Origin of the sequence: Streptomyces sp. NPDC046909 (assembly GCF_040644695.1) — a bacterium.
GTDB lineage: Bacteria > Actinomycetota > Actinomycetes > Streptomycetales > Streptomycetaceae > Streptomyces.
In genome coordinates, this window is record NZ_JBEYXC010000012.1 from 1 (window position 1) to 14,868 (window position 14,868).

The window sequence follows — 14,868 nt, forward strand, 5'->3', positions numbered from 1 at the left end:
GCTTGCCGGTGGGGCCGAGCGGCAGCTTGCCGAGGGCCACGAAGGCGGAGGGGACCATGTAGTCCACCAAAAGGGGTGAACGGTCGTAACTTTCCCGTGCGGGTCGCGTTCGATCGCGCTAAGAGATCAAGCAGTTACGTTACGTCAGGCCGCGGCCAGCTCCCGACGTGCCGCTCTGCGCCTGGCGGCCACCTCCGGATCGAGCGCCGGTACGGCGGCCAGGAGCTGCTTGGTGTACGGGTCCTGGGGGTTGTCGTACACCTCGTCGGCGGGCCCCGATTCGACGATCCGGCCGCGCCGCATCACCGCGACCCGGTCGCTGACCTGCCGTACGACGGCGAGGTCGTGGGCGACGAAGACGAGCGCGAGTCCGAGTTCGCGCTGCAACTCGCCGAGCAGCGCGACCACCTGGGCCTGGGTCGTCACGTCGAGCGCGGAGACCGGCTCGTCGCACACGATCACGCGCGGGTCGGCCGCGAGCGCCCGCGCGATGCCCACGCGCTGGCGCTGTCCGCCGCTGAACTCGTGCGGATAGCGGTCGTAGTGCGCCCCTTCGAGCCCCACGCGCTCCAGGAGTTCCGTCACGCGCCCCCTGATGCGTGCTTCGTCCCTCTCGCCCCGCGCGCGGAGCGGGTCGGCGATCGACTCGCCCACGCTGCGGCGGGGGTTGAGGGAGGAGACGGGGTCCTGGAAGACCATCTGGACGGCCGGGTCCACACCCACGCGCGCGTGCCCGTCGTGACGGACCTCCCCCGCCGTCGGCTCCAGCAGCCCGACCAGCATCCGCCCGAGCGTCGTCTTGCCGCTGCCGCTCTCCCCGACGACCCCGAGGGTCTCCCCGCGGCGGACCGTCAGCGACACGTCGTCCACGGCCGTGAACGCCCGCTTCCCGCGCCCGAACTCACGGCGGAGGCCACGCGCTTCCAGGACGACGTCGTCGGCGGGCCCGGAGGAGTCCGGAGAGGGCGCCTCCGCAGCCGACTCGGCCGCCTCCGCCGGATCAACCGACTCCGAGGGCGCCCGCGAAGAGGCCCCCAGTGGCACCCCCGCACCAACCCTCCGCACATCCACCCGCGGCACCGCCCCCAGCAGCTCCCGCGTGTACGCCTCCGCAGGCGTCCCCAGTACGTCCCCCACCGACCCGTGCTCGACCACGCGCCCGTGCCGCATCACCAGGACCTCGTCGACGCTCTCCGCCGCCACGCCCACGTCGTGCGTAACGAGCAGCAGGCCCATGCCGGTCTCCTCGCGCAGCGTGTGCAGCAGGTCGAGGATCTGGGCCTGGACGGTGACGTCGAGGGCGGTGGTCGGTTCGTCGGCGATCAGGAGGTCCGGTGCGCAGGCGAGCGCCATGGCGATGAGCGCGCGCTGGCGCATGCCGCCGCTGAACTCGTGCGGGCGGGACCGGGACCGCCGTACCGCGTCCGGAATGCCGACCCGGTCCAGCACCTCCACCGCACGCGCGCGTGCGGCTCGTCGGGACACGCGCGCGTGCACGCGGTACACCTCGGAGATCTGGTCGCCGATCGCGTAGTACGGGTCGAGGGACGACAGCGGGTCCTGGAAGACCATCGCGGCCTTTCCGCCGCGCAGCCGTCCCAGTTCCTCATCGGATGCCGCTGTTACGTCGATGCCGGCGACCTCGATCGAGCCGCCCACCTTCGCGCCCGTGCCGCGGTGCAGCCCCAGCAGGGCGGAGGCGACCGTGGACTTGCCGGAGCCGGACTCGCCGACCAGGGCGAGGGCGGCGCCCTGCTCCAGGCGGAAGGAGAGCCCGTCGACGGCGCGCAGTTCGCCGAACTCGACCGTCAGGTCACTGACGTTGACCAGACTCATGCGAGCACCACCCGTCGGTCGGCCACCGCGTAGAGCACGTCCGCTACGGCGTTGGCGACGACCACGAAGAATCCGATGACCAGGACCATGCCGACCACGACCGGAAGGTCGACCACATTGACGGCATGGACGAGTTCCTGACCGATGCCGGGCAGGCCGAAGAGCGTCTCGGTGAGGACGGCTCCGCCCACCGCGCTGCCGAAGTTGTTGGCGTTGAGCGCGATGACGGGTGCGAGCGCCCCGCGCAACGCGTGCCGTCCGATGATCGACCGCTCCCCCACGCCGTACGCGCGGAAGGTGCGGATGTGGTCCTCGGCGAGCGTCTCCAGCATCGACGCGCGCGTGAGGCGCGCGAACGCGGCCGCCTCGATGAGGGCCAGGGACAGCCAGGGCAGGAGAAGGTTCCAGGCCCACTGCTCGGGGTCGTCGGTGAGCTTCACGTACTGCGGGAACGGCAGCAATTGCAGCTGCCCGCAGACGACGATCATCAGGACGAGGCCGATGACGAAGACCGGCGTGGCCACGCCCGCGAGCGTGATGCCGGTCAGCACCCGCTCGGTGAGCCGTCCGCGCCGCCATGCGGACAGCACGCCGGTGCCGACGCCGAGGATCAGCCACAGCACCATCGCGCCGAACACCAGGGACAGGCTGACCGGCAGCTTGGTGAGGATCAGCTGGGTGACCTGCTGGTCGCTCTGGTACGACAGGCCGAGGCAGGGCGCCGAGCAGTGCTCCACGGACGTGCCGGTCGAGTAGTCCTGGCCGGCGACGAGGCCCTCCAGGAAGTGCCAGTAGCGCGTGTACAGCGGGTCGTCGAGGTGCAGTTGCTCGGTGACCTGCTGCACCTGGGCGGGCGAGCAGCGCGGGCCGCAGGTGATCTGGGCGACGTTGCCGGGGGTGACGTAGAAGACGACGTAGACGATCACCGAGATGGCGAGCAGGGTGGCCAGGACGCCGAGGAGGCGCCGCAGGACGAAGCCGGTGAAGCCGCTCATGCCTTGGCCTCCCTCTTGCGGCCCGTGCCGACGCGCAGCCGGGAGGCCGCGCGCGGGTCGAGCGCCGTGCGGACGCCGTCGCCGAGGACGGTGAGGGCCAGGACGGTCACGAAGAGGGCGCCCGCGGGCAGCAGCAGGTACTGCGGGGCCGCCTGGTACCAGACGTCGGCGGCGGTGAGCATCTGTCCCCAGGAGGGCGTCGGGGGCTTCACGCCGACGCCCAGGAAGGACAGCGCGGCCTCGACGGTGATGTTCGTCGGGACGAGCAGCGCGGCGTATGTGATGACCGGCGCGGCGAGGCCGGGAAGCAGTTCGCGGCGGGCGATGCGCCAGGTGCCCCAGCCGCTGAGCCGGGCCGCGGCGACATAGTCGAGCCCCTTCAGCGTGAGCGTCTGCGCGCGCGTGATCTTCGCGATGTTCCCCCAGGCGATGAGGCCGATGACGAGGGCGACCAGGACGGGCCTCGGGAAGCTCGCCGGGACGATCGCGAGAAGAGCCAACGCCATGATCATGAGGGGCAGGGCGACGATGATGTCCGTGATCCGGCTCAACAGTTGATCAACCCATTGACTGCCGAGTGCTGCCGTCACGCCCACCACGACACCGATCAACACCTGGACGACGGTGGCGGCCAGCGCGACGCCGAGCGACACGCGCGCGCCGTACACCAGGCGTGCGAACAGGTCGCGCCCGGTCTGCGGTTCGACGCCGAGCCAGTGGTCCCCGCTGATGCCCCCGAAGGAGCCGACGGGCACGCCTCCGCGCGCGGAGTCGACGAGCGACGGGTGGTAGGTGGTCGGGTCCTGGCCCTCCAGCGCGGTGAGCAGGGGCGCGGCGAGCGCGACCAGGACCAGCAGGGCGACGACGACCGCCGCGACGAGGGCGGCTCGCTGCGAGCGCAGCCGCCGCCAGAACTGACGAGCCCCCGAAGCCCCCGGGGCGACGGACGCCCCGGGGGCCTGGGTGGCGACAAGTGCCTCGCTCATCGGTTTACTTGACCGCGACCTGCGAGATGTCCAGCACACCGGTCCAGTCGCTGATCACGACGTTCCTGATGTCCTTGCCGACGAGTCGCTTGTAGACCGGGTGGAACAGCGGCACGGTCACCGCCTGCTCACCGATCTTCTTGTCCAGCGCGCCCCATCGCTTGGCGGCAGCATCAAGATCGGTCAACTTGTTGATCGCGTCAATCTCGGCATTGACCGACGCATCATTGAGCTGGGCCGAGTTGTAGTTCGATCCATTCTTGACGATCTGCCGGCCGTCGAAGATCGGGGCGAGGAAGGGACCGCCGGAGGGCCAGTCGGCACCCCAGGCGGCGAGGAAGAAGCCCGGCTCGGTCTTCACGTCGTGGATCGTGTCCGAGTAGTTGTTGTCCTCGAGGCCCTGGAGCTTGACCGTGATGCCGGCCTTCTTGAGCGCGTCCTGGATCGCGGTCGCGATCTCGGGGCTGGTCTTGAAGTTCTGGGCGTTGTTGTGGGTCAGCGTGACGGTGAGCCCGTTGGGGTAACCGGCCTCCTTCAGCAGCTCCTTGGCCTTGGCCGCGTTGCCGGTCGCGCCCGCCGGGAACAGGTCGTAGGCCTCGTACCCGAAGGACTTCTGGTCGGGCAGGAAGGTGGTGGCGGCCTCGGCGAGCGACGACCCGCCGGCGGCGTTCACGACCGACGAACGGTCGACGGCGTACGAGATCGCCTGCCGCACCTTGGGGTTGTCGAACGGCTTGACCTTCGGGTTGAACGCTATGTAGTTCGTGTAGCCGAAGTGACCGGTGCCCACGCGCGCGGCGAGCTCCTTGTCGCCCGTCACCTTGGCGAGCTCGGCCGGGCCGAGGTTGGTGTCCGTGGTGACCGCGGCCGCGTCCGTGCCCTGGGACGCGGACAGCCGCTGGTTGATCACCGAGGAGTCGAGCCCGGACCTGACGTCGATCTTGTCGGGGTACGCCTTGCGCTCGGCGTCCGTCGAGGCCGACCAGTACGTGTTGCGCTCCAGGAGGACGGTCTCGCCGTCGTTCTCGTTCTTGACGACCTTGTAGGGCCCGGACGAGACCGGGTGCTCCTCGTACTTCGTGCCGGTGTCCTTGGCCTTCGGGACGGGCGCGAACTGCGTCTGCGTGGCGAGGTAGGGGAACTCGCCCTCGGGCTTGTTGAGATGGAAGACGATCGTCCGGTCGTCCGGCGTCTCGATCGCGTCGAGCCCGCCCTTGTCCTTGTACGGCCCCTGGTAGTCCGCCGCGCCGACCAGCCAGTCCCGCAGATAGGGCGCCCCACCGGACAGCTCGGGCGCGAAGGACCGCTCGATGCCGTACTTGATGTCGGCGGACGTGATCGCGGTCCCGTCCTCGTACTTGAGCCCCTCCTTCAGGGTGTACGTCCACACGGTCGCGTCCTTGTTGGGGCGCCCGGTGTCGGTCGCGAGGTCGGGGACGACCTTGGCGCCGGCCGCGCCGCTCTCACGGTTGCGCGTGGTGAGCGTACGGAAGACCAGGGACGGGACGTTGCCGCCGCCGGAGGTGTACAGGCGGGCCGGGTCGAAGTCCGTCTGCGGCTCGGAGTTCAGGACCGTGAGGGTGCCGCCCTTGTGGGGCGTGGAGTCGCCACCGGAGCCCTTGGCATCGTTGTCGTCCGGTCCGCAGGCGGCGGCGCCCGCTGCCAGAACCAGGCTTACGGATGCCGCGGCCACGCGGCGCGCTATGACGGACGGTTGACGCATCGGAGACGACCTCTCGAATGGTGAGACAGATAGACGAGGAGTGAGACGAACGTGAACAGACGTCCGCCCGGGCGTCAGGCCGTCGAAAAACCGCGACGAAAAGTCACGGAAAAGGAAAAAGATCGCGACGCGAACGCCTGAAGGCGGACGTCAGCGACAGTGAATGTCGGCCACGCACAGCGCGGTCACGCCGATGAGCGCCAGCTCGATGGCGGCGCGAACGGAGACGTGACGGGGCGACATGCGCAGAAATATGTACGACTTTTCTGCGCATGTCAACGCGCCACCAGCGGTGACACGAGAGGTGTCCGTCAACTCCCGGGATACGGCCAGGGATTGGCCTTGCAGGTGATTCCGTTGTGGTTCAGGAACTTGGTCTGCTGCTGCATGACTGGGGCGAGTTCGCCGTCCTTGTCGCAGGTCACATGCTGGTAGCCGAGCCGGTGACCGACCTCGTGATTGATCAGCATCTGCCGGTAGGCGTGAATTTGATCACCATAGGTCTTCGACCCCTGAGCCCACCGATAGGCGTTGATCATCACGCGTTCGGTGGCGGTCGAATTGCACGACACGTTGTCCACGCTGGTGTCCAGACCCGACTTCGCACACCACTCCGCGGTCGTCCCCGGACTGGCGAGCGTGATCACGAAGTCGGGCTTGCCGGAGTAGATCCGCTCGAACGTCCGCGCCCCGCTGTGGGCCCAACTCCGGTCGTCGTTCAGCGTCTTCTGCACGGCCTCGGCGAACAGCTCAGCGTCGAGCCCGAGCCCCTGCTCCACATCCACGCGATAGGTGAACTTCTGCCCCCTACCCGGCGCCTTGTCCACGCCCTTCACGGCATCGAACTTCCCCGACCCGTCGAGCGTCGCGCTCAGCGCGTACTTCCGCCCCATCGCCTGCTCGTACGTCAGCGTCGCCGCACTAGCCGACGAGGACGGCGTGGGCCGCCCGTCCGACCGCGAGGCCGAGTCCCGGGCGTCCCGCGCCTGATCGGTGGCCGACTGCGTCCGTACGGCGCTGTCGTCCCGCCCGTCGGTCACCTGCCCGGCGACCACGACGGCCAGCACGGTGGTGACGGCGGCAGCCGCGATCCCGGTGAAGGCCCGCCCCTTGCCACCCTTCTGCGACACGGGCTCACCGGTGGGCGGCACGTCGTCGTCCTCGCCATCATCGCCGTCGGTACGACGCGGAGGCGCCGCGGGCCAGTCGGTGGCGGAGGCGTACGGGTCGTCTAGTCGGCGGGAAGCTCCGGCCGCGAAGACGTCCTCGTCCTCGAAGGCGTCGAGATACTCCTGCCGAGGGTTGCCGGCCCCCGTCCGCCGAGCCCCTCCAGGAGGCGCCTGCCGCTGCCGCGGTATCGCCACCCCGGGCGCACCAGCCATCCCCTGCGCCCCCAACTCCCCCCACGCACGCCCTGCTTCACGCTGCTCGGGGTGCCCTCCGCGGACTCGGGGGGTGCCGTGGGCGGGAGTGCCGTCGGGGAGAAGGGGGGTGCCGTGGGCGGGAGTGCCGCCGGGTATGCGGGGTGTGCCGTGAGCAGGCGTGCTGTCAGGAAAGCGGGGCGTGCCATGAGCAGGAGTGCCGTCAGGAAAGCGAGGCGTGCCATGAGCAGGAGTGCCGTCAGCGAACCGAGGCACACCGCGCGCGGGAGTGCCGTCGGGAAGCCTCGGCACACCACGAGCCGGGGTTCCGTCGGCCAGACGCGGGACACCGTGAGCGGGCGTCCCGTCGGCCAGACGCGGGACGCCATGTGCCGGGGTCCCGTCGGCGAACCTCGGGACACCATGGGCTGGGGTCCCATCAGGAAGACGCGGGACACCACGAGCCGGAGTCCCGTCGGGAAGACGCGGCACACCACGAGCCGGCGTCCCGTCGGCGTACCTCGGAACCCCCTGCGCCGGAGTCCCGTCCGGGAACCGCCGCGCGCCCTGCGGAACAGCCCGGTAGACCGGATCCCCGTACACCGAGGGCTCGCCCGACATCGGCATCCCCTGCCGCGGCGGAGCGCCCTGCGGCGGCGGCACGGCGCCTCGCTGAGGCGAAGAGCCCTGGGGCGCGGCCCCACGACCCTCAGGGGCAGCCCCACGACCCTCGGGCACGCCCCCGCCCCCACGACCTTGCGGCGAGCCTCCACGCCCTTGCGGCGCCTGGGAGCCCTCGGCCCCCCGGCCACCACCTCGTCTAGCGGCTATGTCCGCAGGGTCACCCTTCGGTGCGGGCCCGCGGCGGCTGTGTCGTCCCACCCCGCCCCTCAGCTCCCCGCGCCGGCGGCCTCGGCCGCACCACCGGACGCACTCGCGCCAGCACCAGCACCCGACGACCCGCTCGCGCCCCCGGCCCCCGCCCCGGCCGCGCCACCGGAGGCCTCCCCCAGGAACTCCCGGAACGCCCGGGACACCGTCTCCGGGTACTCCATCATCGCCACATGCCCCGCGTCGGGCAGGCTCAGCAGCCGGGAGTCGCGGAAGGACCGGGCCGCCTTCCGTGCCATGCGGTACCCCACGAGCTGGTCACGGCCGCCGTAGATGAGAAGGGTCGGCGCGAGGACCCGCTCGGCCTGACGCCAGAGCGCGTGCTGCCCGCCCAGGGTGTACGCGTTGACCAGCCCGCGCGCGGACCGCGTCATCGCGTCCCAGAAGTACGGCAGTTGCTGCCGTCGCTCCATCTCCTCGATGGCGTGCCGGAACCCTTCGGGCGAGACCCGCGCGGGATCGCCGTAGCAGAGCGCCATGACGCCGCTGACCCGCTGCTCGGCCGTCCAGTCGCGGCTGAGCCGGGTGAACAGCGCGGCCACACCCGGCACCGCGAGGAGCGCGGTGGGGACGGCGCTGCGCTGCACACGGATCTCGGGGAGGGCCGGCGACACGAGGGTGAGCGTCCGGACGAGGTCGGGGCGGACCGCGGCCACGCGCGTGGAGACCGCGCCGCCGAGGGAGTTGCCGAAGAGGTGCACGGGCCCGCGCCCGGAGGCGTCCAGAAAGCGGATCACCGCACGCGCGTGTGCGGTGATGGAGTAGTCGCCGTCGTCCGGCGGCGGGGAGTCCCCGAAGCCCGGCAGATCGACGGCCTCACCGTCGAGATCGCCCTCCAGCTGCTCCATCAGCGCCGACCAGTTCTGCGAGGAACCGCCGAGGCCATGGACGTAGAGCGCGGGCGGCAGCCCCTCGCGCGCGGGCGGTCTCGACCGCACCGTCAGCGTGATGCCGGGCAACCCCACCGACCTCAGCCGCTCACCCTCCGCCACCCTGACGGGCGCCACCTTCGGGAGCACATTGGCGGCCGGTACGGACGGCAACTCGGTCGAAGACATGCGGCAATGTTACGAGACGATCACGCAGTGGTTCATGTGTTCGCCGTCACAGAGAGCACGTACATCGCATGGCGTCCGGATCGTGTGTCTCCTAGGCTCGTACGCAGGGCACCCGTACGTGGCCCCCTGCACCGTTCAGGGACGTTCTAGGAAGGGAGCCCGCAATGGCCTACGACCCCAGTGACCCCGAGACCTTCGAGGACAGCGGCGGTGACGACGAGCTCGACGTCGAGGCCCCCGAGGAGGACGCCGCCGAGCAGCAGGCGGATCTCGCCCAGGACCGCGACGACCCGCTGACCGACGTCGACGCCGACCGGGCCAACGAGGCCGACCTCATCGAACAGGCCCGTGTCGTACGGATCGACGAGGACGACTATCGGTGACCTCCCAGCGCGCGTGACCGAGTGGGAGGGCGACCTTCGCTGCCCGCTAGGTACCTCTTTGAAACCTTCGCGCTGCTTTCGCCATCGTCCGGTACGTGAAATTCTGCGCTCGCACCGCGCACACCACGGTTACCGAAAAGTACGATGGCGGCGCGGCGCACACCGCACGTGGACGACTTATGGGAGGCGGCGTGACAGCCATCGAGCAGACAGAGGCGGCACGCCCTCGAGGTACGCGCCTGCCGCGCCGTGCCCGACGGAATCAGCTGCTGGGTGCCGCACAGGAAGTATTCGTGGCGCAGGGCTACCACTCGGCCGCGATGGACGACATCGCCGAGCGCGCCGGCGTCAGCAAGCCGGTGCTCTACCAGCACTTCCCGGGCAAGCTCGACCTCTATCTCGCCCTGCTGGACCAGCACTGCGAGTCCCTGATCGGTTCCGTACGGCAGGCGCTCGCCTCGACGACCGACAACAAGCAGCGCGTACGGGCGACCATGGACGCCTACTTCGCGTACGTCGAGGACGACGGCGGCGCCTTCCGGCTGGTCTTCGAGTCGGACCTGACCAACGAGCCCGCGGTCCGCGAGCGCGTCGACAAGGTCACGAACGAGTGCGCCGAGGCGATCTGCGACGTCATCGCCGAGGACACCGGCCTCTCGCGCGCGGAGTCGATGCTGCTGGCCTCCGGACTCGGCGGCCTCGCACAGGTCGTGGCCCGCTCCTGGCTGCACAGCGACCGCAGCGTCCCGCGCGACCAGGCGGTCCAGCTGCTGACGTCCCTGGCCTGGCGGGGCATCGCCGGTTTCCCCCTGCACGGCATCGACCACCACTGACCGAGCACCGACCGAGGCGGGCCGGGGACATTTGTTCCCGCCCGATGTTCGCTCCTGGCGTTCTTGAGCGGAGCGTGTACGTCCCCTCACCGGGCTAATGTGTGCTGGGTACGGCGCGGAAGGTCGCGCACTTCACTGACCGTCGGAGGGACATAGCCGTGGAGGTCAAGATCGGCGTGCAGCACGCGCCCCGCGAGATCGTTCTGGAGAGCGGTCAGAGTGCCGAGGAGGTCGAGCGTGCCGTGTCCGAGGCGCTGGCCGGCAAGTCGGCACTGCTGAGCCTCGTGGACGAGCACGGCCGTAAGGTCCTCGTTCCGGCGGACCGCCTGGCCTACGTGGAGCTCGGCGAGGCCGCCCCGCGCAAGGTGGGCTTCGGCGCGCTGTAGGCAGACGCACACGGAAGGGCCCGGCGACCTGAGGTCGCCGGGCCCTTCCGCCGTTTTCGGCAAGATTTTTTTCTCCACATATGGAGCACAAGTCAGCCACAGAGGAGGATTGCATTCCGCAGGTCACGGGTATGACGGGCTACGACCGTGTTACGCAGCGTGGCCGTGTGGGAGGGACCCCCAATGATGTTGCTGGAAGCGCTCGGCTCCGCTCTGCTCGGTCTCGTCCTGGCCGCGGTGGCCACCCACCGGCTGGCCCACCGCCTGCCCGCCCGCTCCCTGGTCTTCGCGACAGGCGTGGCGGGAGCCCTGTTCGGCGCCTTCGTGACCCACAGCGCCCTGGGCGCGGGCAACGTCCTGCTCCCCCTGATCGGCGCGACGATCGTCTCGGTCGCGTCCCTGTCCCTGCTGCTCCGCCCGGCGGGAAGACTCCGCCGTAGGTCGGTAGCGGCGTAAGCAGCACGCGCCTAGGGGCGCGGGGAACTGCGCGACCAGCCCCCACACACCCGCAGCCGCGATACGACCGGGCCGCCCCTCTGGAAGCGCTACGCCGCCAAGCCCAGCGCAGCCATCCGCTTCGTGTGCGCCTCAGTGATCCGCGAGAACATCCGCCCCACCTCGGCGAGATCGAACCCATCGGCAACCCCGCCGACGAGCATCGTCGACAGCGCGTCCCGGTCGGCGACAACCCGCTGAGACTGCGACAGAGCCTCGCCCATGAGACGCCGGGCCCACAGAGCGAGACGCCCACCCACACGCGGATCGGCATCGATGGCCGCCCGCACCTTCTCCACCGCGAACCCGGCATGCCCCGTGTCATCCAGCACGGCCAGCACGAGCTCACGCGTGTCCGAGTCCAGCCGCGCCGCGACCTCCCGGTAGAAGTCACTGGCGATCGAGTCCCCGACGTACGCCTTGACGAGCCCCTCCAGCCAGTCCGAGGGCGCCGTCTGCCGGTGGAACCCGTCGAGCGCGGCGACGAACGGCTCCATGGCCTCCGTCGGCTCCGCACCGATCTCGGTGAGCCGGTCCCGCAGCTTCTCGTAGTGGTGGAACTCCGCCGACGCCATCTTGGCCAGTTCCGCCTTGTCCGCCAGCGTCGGCGCCAGCTTGGCGTCCTCCGCGAGACGTTCGAACGCCGCCAGCTCCCCGTACGCGAGCGCGCCGAGCAGGTCCACGACAGCGGCCCGGTACTGCGGTTCGGCGGAGGCCTTCGCCCAGTCCTGGGCGGCGACTCCGGTGGGTTCGGGAGAAGCGTCGGAGGTGTTGTCAGGCGTCGTCATGAAGCGCACAATAGCCCGCTCCTCGCACGGGGGAAGTCCCTGGTGAAGCAGTGTGACAACGACTACGTGACCAAATCGGCCATCGCATGTGCGCGTTTCCGGGGTATGGTGGTAATGCGCCTGCTGAGTACGCACGTCTATGAAGACCGCGTATCTCGACGGGCCGCACGTATGAGGATGCCCGGTCGGTGGCCCGATCGGCTCCGACCTGACAGCTCTCCTTGGCCGTACGGCACTGTGCGTACGGCATCCGGAGGGACCCTCAGCGGTTCGAGCGCTAGAGCGTCGGCAGAGGTCCCGTGCCATTACGGCTGGTCCGTAAGGCAGTCGACGTCCCCAGCACGGTCTTTAAGAGACCCCCGAGCTCGCCTCGCACCGCGCACACAGAAGAGGCAGCACCCTGACTACGACGTTCAGAGATCTCGGAATCCTTCCCGAGACCGCCGAGGCGCTTGAAGCCGTCGGCATCATCAACCCCTTCCCCATCCAGGAGATGACGCTCCCCGTCGCCCTTTCCGGCACGGACGTCATCGGCCAGGCCAAGACCGGCACCGGCAAGACGCTGGGCTTCGGCCTCCCGCTCCTCGAGCGCGTCACCGTCCCCGCCGATGTCGAGGCCGGCCGCGCGAAGCCCGAGGACCTCACCGACGCCCCGCAGGCGCTCGTCGTCGTCCCCACGCGCGAGCTCTGCACCCAGGTGACCAACGACCTGCTGACCGCGGGCAAGGTGCGCAACGTACGCGTGCTCGCCATCTACGGCGGTCGCGCCTACGAGCCCCAGGTCGAGGCCCTCAAGAAGGGCGTCGACGTCATCGTCGGCACCCCGGGGCGTCTCCTGGACCTCGCGGGCCAGAAGAAGCTCAACCTCAAGCACATCAAGGCACTCGTCCTCGACGAGGCCGACGAGATGCTCGACCTGGGCTTCCTGCCCGACGTCGAGAAGATCATCGACATGCTGCCGGCCCGCCGTCAGACCATGCTGTTCTCGGCGACCATGCCGGGTGCGGTCATCGGTCTCGCGCGCCGCTACATGTCGCGGCCCACGCACATCCGCGCCACCGCGCCGGACGACGAGGGCGTGACGGTCGCGAACATCTCGCAGCACGTGTACCGGGCCCACAACATGGACAAGCCCGAGATGGTCGCGCGCATACTGCAGGCCGACGGCCGCGGACTGGCCATGATCTTCTGCCGCACCAAGCGCACCGCCGCCGACCTCGCCGACCAGCTCAAGCAGCGTGGCTTCGCCTCCGGCGCGGTCCACGGCGACCTCGGCCAGGGCGCCCGCGAGCAGGCGCTGCGCGCGTTCCGCAACGGCAAGGTGGACGTGCTCGTCTGCACCGACGTCGCCGCGCGCGGTATCGACGTCGAGGGCGTCACCCACGTCATCAACTACCAGTCCCCCGAGGACGAGAAGACGTACCTGCACCGGGTCGGCCGTACCGGCCGCGCGGGCGCCAAGGGCATCGCGATCACCCTCGTCGACTGGGACGACATCCCGCGCTGGCAGCTGATCAACAAGGCGCTGGAGCTCAACTTCAACGACCCGCCGGAGACGTACTCCAGCTCCCCGCACTTCTACGAGGACATGAACATCCCCGCGGGCACCAAGGGTGTTCTGCCGCGTGCCGAGCGCACCCGCGCGGGGCTCGACGCGGAGGAGCTGGAGGACCTGGGCGAGACCGGCGGCCGTGGTGGCCGCGGTCGCGGTGACCGGAACGACCGGGGTGGCCGTGGCGGCCGGGACGAGTCCCGTTCCGCCGACCGCGAGCGCCCGGCCCGTACGCCGCGCCGTCGCCGTCGTACGCGCAACGGCGCCCCGCTGGACGGCACCGCCGCCCCCGTGGGCACGGTCGCGCCGGAGGAGACCGCGGTGACCGAGGACGCGCCCGCGTCCCGCACCCCGCGTCGCCGTCGCCGTACGCGTAACGGAGCCGCCGCCGTGGAGTCGGTGCCGACCCAGGCCACGCCGTCCGAGGCCGCGGAGGTCGCGGTCGACACCGCCGAGGCCGCGGAGACCAAGCCGCGCCGCCGCCGGACCCGCAGGTCCGCGGAGACGGCCGCCGTCGAGGCACCGGTCGCCGTGGAGGTCGCGGAGCCCGAGGCCCCCGCCGCCGAGACCACCGAGACGCGGCCCCGTCGCCGCACCCGTAAGGCCGCGGAGACGGTCGCCGTCGAGACGCCGGCCGTCGTCGAGGTCGCGGAGCCCGAGGCCGTCGCCGCCGCGCCGCGCCGCCGTACGCGCAAGACCGCTGCCGCCGCGGAGACCGCGGTCGACACGGCGGAGGGCACGGAGGCCAAGCCGCGCCGCACGCGGAAGACGGCTGCCGCCGCCGAGACCGCGGTCGACACGGCCGAGGCCGCCGAGGCCAAGCCGGTTCGGGCCCGTAAGACGACCGCTCGCAAGACGGCCGCCGCCGACATCCCGGCCCAGGCCGCCGAGGAGCCCGAGGCCAAGCCGCGTCGTACCCGCAAGACCGCTGCCGCCGCGGAGACCGCGCTGGACACGGCCGAGGGCACGGAGACCAAGCCGCGCCGCACCCGCAAGACGGCCGCCGCCACGGAGACCGCCGAGACCCCGGTGGAGGCCGCCGAGGCCAAGCCGCGGACCCGGCGTACCCGCAAGGTCGCCGAGGCCGCGGAGGCCGCGGTCGACACCGCCGAGGCCGTCGAGGCGAAGCCGCGTCGTACGCGCAAGGCCACGGCCGCCGCCGAGGCCGCCGTGGACACTGCGGAGGGCACGGAGGCCAAGCCGCGCCGCACCCGCAAGGTCGCCGCGACCGCCGAGGCCGCGACGGAGCCGCAGGGCGTCGAGGCGAAGCCCCGTCGTACGCGGAAGACCGCCGCTGCCGCCGAGGCCGCTGTGGACACGGTCGAGGCCACGGAGGCCAAGCCGCGCCGCACCCGCAAGACGGCCGCCGCCACGGAGACCACCGAGGCCAAGCCGGTCCGGGCCCGGAAGACGGCCGCTCGCAAGACGGCCGCCGCCGAGATCCCGGCCCAGGCCGCCGAGGAGCCCGAGGCCAAGCCGCGCCACCGCACGACCCGCAAGGCCACGGCCACCGCGGAGTCCACGGAGAGCTGATCGCTCACCCGATGGCCCGGCCCGCATGATGTGGGCCGGGCCATCGGC

The 14,868-nt window shown here is 70.9% G+C and carries 13 protein-coding genes; 5 read left to right on the top strand and 8 right to left on the bottom strand.

Annotated features, from left to right (window positions below):
* Positions 1-144 precede the first annotated feature (144 nt).
* The 7 genes from ABZ928_RS33900 to ABZ928_RS33930 all read right to left on the bottom strand — a co-directional run bounded on the left by ABZ928_RS33900 (position 145) and on the right by ABZ928_RS33930 (position 8,850).
* The gene (locus ABZ928_RS33900) at positions 145-1,836 is read right to left on the bottom strand and encodes an ABC transporter ATP-binding protein (RefSeq protein ID WP_361527417.1); all 1,692 of its coding nucleotides are present in this window, start codon (positions 1,834-1,836) and stop codon (positions 145-147) included.
* Positions 1,833-2,831 carry an ABC transporter permease gene (locus ABZ928_RS33905; RefSeq protein ID WP_361527419.1) on the bottom strand — a complete coding sequence of 333 codons (999 nt, stop codon included), beginning with the start codon at positions 2,829-2,831 and terminating at the stop codon, positions 1,833-1,835. The genes ABZ928_RS33900 and ABZ928_RS33905 overlap by 4 nt, the downstream gene beginning before the upstream one ends.
* Complete coding sequence (locus tag ABZ928_RS33910; RefSeq protein ID WP_361527421.1) at positions 2,828-3,817, bottom strand: ABC transporter permease; 990 nt, start codon at positions 3,815-3,817, stop codon at positions 2,828-2,830. The genes ABZ928_RS33905 and ABZ928_RS33910 overlap by 4 nt, the downstream gene beginning before the upstream one ends.
* A gap of 4 nt (positions 3,818-3,821) precedes the next feature.
* Positions 3,822-5,540, bottom strand: a complete 1,719-nt coding sequence (locus ABZ928_RS33915; RefSeq protein ID WP_361527423.1) for an ABC transporter substrate-binding protein — start codon at positions 5,538-5,540, stop codon at positions 3,822-3,824.
* Positions 5,541-5,690: 150 nt separating this feature from the next.
* Positions 5,691-5,783: an Ms4533A family Cys-rich leader peptide gene (locus ABZ928_RS33920; protein WP_361527425.1), complete on the bottom strand. Its 93-nt coding sequence runs from the start codon at positions 5,781-5,783 to the stop codon at positions 5,691-5,693.
* A 68-nt stretch (positions 5,784-5,851) separates the two neighbouring features.
* Positions 5,852-7,393 carry a DUF3152 domain-containing protein gene (locus ABZ928_RS33925; protein WP_361527968.1) on the bottom strand — a complete coding sequence of 514 codons (1,542 nt, stop codon included), beginning with the start codon at positions 7,391-7,393 and terminating at the stop codon, positions 5,852-5,854.
* A 398-nt stretch (positions 7,394-7,791) separates the two neighbouring features.
* Positions 7,792-8,850: an alpha/beta hydrolase gene (locus ABZ928_RS33930; RefSeq protein WP_361527427.1), complete on the bottom strand. Its 1,059-nt coding sequence runs from the start codon at positions 8,848-8,850 to the stop codon at positions 7,792-7,794.
* Positions 8,851-9,014: 164 nt separating this feature from the next.
* Between ABZ928_RS33930 and ABZ928_RS33935 the strand changes: the two genes are divergently transcribed.
* The 4 genes from ABZ928_RS33935 (at position 9,015) to ABZ928_RS33950 (ending at position 10,908) form a co-directional block, all read left to right on the top strand.
* Positions 9,015-9,233: a hypothetical protein gene (locus ABZ928_RS33935; protein WP_361527429.1), complete on the top strand. Its 219-nt coding sequence runs from the start codon at positions 9,015-9,017 to the stop codon at positions 9,231-9,233.
* A 191-nt stretch (positions 9,234-9,424) separates the two neighbouring features.
* Positions 9,425-10,066, top strand: a complete 642-nt coding sequence (locus ABZ928_RS33940; protein WP_329334999.1) for a TetR/AcrR family transcriptional regulator — start codon at positions 9,425-9,427, stop codon at positions 10,064-10,066.
* Between the two features lie 158 nt (positions 10,067-10,224).
* Positions 10,225-10,452, top strand: coding sequence for a DUF3107 domain-containing protein (locus ABZ928_RS33945; protein WP_361527432.1), 228 nt, complete (start codon positions 10,225-10,227; stop codon positions 10,450-10,452).
* Between the two features lie 186 nt (positions 10,453-10,638).
* Positions 10,639-10,908, top strand: a complete 270-nt coding sequence (locus tag ABZ928_RS33950) for a hypothetical protein (protein WP_361527970.1) — start codon at positions 10,639-10,641, stop codon at positions 10,906-10,908.
* An 89-nt stretch (positions 10,909-10,997) separates the two neighbouring features.
* Here ABZ928_RS33950 and ABZ928_RS33955 read toward each other — a convergent pair whose 3' ends face one another.
* Positions 10,998-11,735 carry a ferritin-like fold-containing protein gene (locus ABZ928_RS33955; RefSeq protein WP_199924680.1) on the bottom strand — a complete coding sequence of 246 codons (738 nt, stop codon included), beginning with the start codon at positions 11,733-11,735 and terminating at the stop codon, positions 10,998-11,000.
* Between the two features lie 493 nt (positions 11,736-12,228).
* On the opposite strand from ABZ928_RS33955, the gene ABZ928_RS33960 reads away from it, so the two are divergent.
* Positions 12,229-14,820: a DEAD/DEAH box helicase gene (locus ABZ928_RS33960; protein WP_361527434.1), complete on the top strand. Its 2,592-nt coding sequence runs from the start codon at positions 12,229-12,231 to the stop codon at positions 14,818-14,820.
* The last annotated feature ends 48 nt before the right edge of the window (positions 14,821-14,868 follow it).

Bases quoted from the DNA above. Each gene is read 5' to 3' on its own strand.
- ABZ928_RS33905 (WP_361527419.1), bottom strand. From the start codon at position 2,831: ATGAGCGGCTTCACCGGCTTCGTCCTGCGGCGCCTCCTCGGCGTCCTG.
- ABZ928_RS33955 (WP_199924680.1), bottom strand. From the start codon at position 11,735: ATGACGACGCCTGACAACACCTCCGACGCTTCTCCCGAACCCACCGGA.
- ABZ928_RS33915 (WP_361527423.1), bottom strand. From the start codon at position 5,540: ATGCGTCAACCGTCCGTCATAGCGCGCCGCGTGGCCGCGGCATCCGTA.
- ABZ928_RS33910 (WP_361527421.1), bottom strand. From the start codon at position 3,817: ATGAGCGAGGCACTTGTCGCCACCCAGGCCCCCGGGGCGTCCGTCGCC.
- ABZ928_RS33960 (WP_361527434.1), top strand. From the start codon at position 12,229: ATGACGCTCCCCGTCGCCCTTTCCGGCACGGACGTCATCGGCCAGGCC.
- ABZ928_RS33950 (WP_361527970.1), top strand. From the start codon at position 10,639: ATGTTGCTGGAAGCGCTCGGCTCCGCTCTGCTCGGTCTCGTCCTGGCC.
- ABZ928_RS33920 (WP_361527425.1), bottom strand. From the start codon at position 5,783: ATGTCGCCCCGTCACGTCTCCGTTCGCGCCGCCATCGAGCTGGCGCTC.
- ABZ928_RS33935 (WP_361527429.1), top strand. From the start codon at position 9,015: ATGGCCTACGACCCCAGTGACCCCGAGACCTTCGAGGACAGCGGCGGT.
- ABZ928_RS33930 (WP_361527427.1), bottom strand. From the start codon at position 8,850: ATGTCTTCGACCGAGTTGCCGTCCGTACCGGCCGCCAATGTGCTCCCG.
- ABZ928_RS33900 (WP_361527417.1), bottom strand. From the start codon at position 1,836: ATGAGTCTGGTCAACGTCAGTGACCTGACGGTCGAGTTCGGCGAACTG.